The organism is Sphingobium sp. DC-2 (genome assembly GCF_000722555.1).
GTDB classification, from domain to species: Bacteria; Pseudomonadota; Alphaproteobacteria; order Sphingomonadales; family Sphingomonadaceae; genus Sphingobium; species Sphingobium quisquiliarum.
Window position 1 is genome coordinate 1 of sequence record NZ_JNAC01000157.1, and the last position, 1,449, is coordinate 1,449.

The window sequence follows — 1,449 nt, forward strand, 5'->3', positions numbered from 1 at the left end:
GTCCCTTTTGCGCGCCGATTGGGGGTACCGATTGGACGCCGATTGACAGGGCATGAGGGCCGCCTGTTAGGATAATGCCGTCCCAACAGGCACCTCCCTGGCGAAGGCAGCTACGGATCGGGCCTAAGGCGATGGCCCAGGCATCATGAATAGAAATCATGATAGTCTGCTATTTGCGGATCACGGCCGTTCATGATGGCCAGCCCTTCTCCGAGCATGGCCGCAGGCCCAACCCTTGAACCGATGGGCACATAAGCGCAGCTGCCCGCGCGATCCGATCTCGATCCCGAACCCTTATTAGAATGGCTGTGACGGCTTGCCGTCTGCCGCATCCGCGTCACTGCCGCGCTTCATCGCCGCACGGACTCGCTCAGCCGTGCGTTCAATATGCTTTTGGATTAAATCGAGCGCGAGTTCCTCGTTCCGCGCCAACACCGCACGCACCATGCGGCTGTGATCGTCATCCGCGCCCCGCGCGTCGCGACGGCCGCCGCCTCCCGCTTCGGAGCTGAGCAGGCGGTAGCGCTCACTCTGATCATAAAGCACGTTGTGGAGCCGCAGCAGCCATTCCGACCGGCAAGCGGAAATCAGCGCGGCATGGAATTCACGGTGCCGCCGTGTCCATTCGATCGATTCTGGAGCGGTCGCGTCGCCAACCTTGCGAGCAGTGCGCATCAGCCGATGATGCGCGGCAAGCACCTCGCTCTCCCATTCGTCGTCACCGCGCTCCATCGCTTCCCGGAGCGCTTCCCGCTCGACGAAGATGCGTACACGGGTCACGTCGTTAAGTTCTTTGAGCGTGACCTCCGCTGCGCGGAAACCACGTTGGTCGGCAAACGATACCAAGCCTTCGGGAACGAGCCGCGAAAGCGCCTCGCGCACGGCTCCCGGCGTGACGGAATATCGCTGCGACAGTTCGGGGATCTTGAGGCGCGCGCCCGGCGCGATCCGGCCCGACATCAGGTCGGCCCGCAGCTGCTGGAGCAACGCCGCGTTCAGGCTCATCTTGCCATTGCGCAAGCGATCCAGCGGGCGAAGCGGGGGGGATTCGGAACCTTCGGTTTTCTTGACTGCTACCGGCCCCATCTATTCACCCATCTGCGTCGGCCTTCCAAAACCCTGGCCGGAACGCCAGCATTGGTACTGGGGCATCCATGAATGTCAAACTTCTATTTTAGGGAAGAACTCATATTTCCTTGTGCGATGCCGTTTGAGCTGGAGTGATGCATGGGCAGCCGCAATGCGTAGCCAATCCGATATGCAGTGCTGGCTCCCGGGGTCAGGGTCGGCTTGCCGATCAGCCCCACAAAACAGATTGACCGCCTTACCGTACGATCGTACTATGAAGTGGGTCGCGACGCCCTCATTACCCGCGCGTCCTCATGCCTGAATGTCTATATGAACCGCGCCGGGTTTGTCGGAGGCTCCAACTCCTGAGAAGGTGGAGCC

Annotated in this window: 1 protein-coding gene; it reads right to left on the bottom strand. The window is 61.3% G+C overall.

What is annotated here, in order from left to right; all coding sequences use genetic code 11:
* Nucleotides 1–297: 297 nt before the first annotated feature.
* On the bottom strand, nucleotides 298–1,005 hold the full coding sequence (locus tag ET21_RS0123445) for a GntR family transcriptional regulator (RefSeq protein ID WP_030541600.1): 708 nt from the start codon (nucleotides 1,003–1,005) through the stop codon (nucleotides 298–300).
* Nucleotides 1,006–1,449 lie beyond the last annotated feature (444 nt).

Coding starts and splice junctions, on each gene's coding strand:
- ET21_RS0123445 (WP_030541600.1), bottom strand. CDS start 1,005: ATGAGCCTGAACGCGGCGTTGCTCCAGCAGCTGCGGGCCGACCTGATG.